Origin of the sequence: Paenibacillus sp. 598K (assembly GCF_003851045.1) — a bacterium.
Lineage (GTDB): Bacteria > Bacillota > Bacilli > Paenibacillales > Paenibacillaceae > Paenibacillus_D.
The window spans coordinates 534-813 of sequence record NZ_BFBX01000271.1; the positions used below are offsets into that span (position 1 = coordinate 534).

The following is a 280-nucleotide window of genomic DNA, read 5'->3' on the forward strand; positions in this document are numbered from 1 at the left end:
ATAGTAGTACCTGTAGAGACATACGAGCCAAGGAGGAGATCAACATGATGAAACGGAGACTATGGATCGGCGTACTGGGCACAGCGGTGGCCGTAGGCAGTGTATATGGGGTAGCCAGCGCAGCTAATGTAGGCAGTCAGGAGACAAAGACGGCAAGAACGACGGCGGCGGCAACGACCGCAGCCAGCAGCAGCACAGCCAACATTGGCTTCGCAGCAGCAGAGCAACGGGCCCTCGCCGAGTATAACGGCCGCGTCGAAGGCATCGAGCTGAAGCAGCG

1 protein-coding gene is annotated in these 280 nt (G+C 58.6%); it reads left to right on the forward strand.

The genetic code is table 11. The annotated features are described in order from the left end of the window. Nucleotides 1-44: 44 nt before the first annotated feature. Nucleotides 45-280, forward strand: a 236-nt coding sequence (locus PA598K_RS36935; RefSeq protein WP_221414210.1) for a hypothetical protein, incomplete at its 3' end; no start/stop codon positions are given.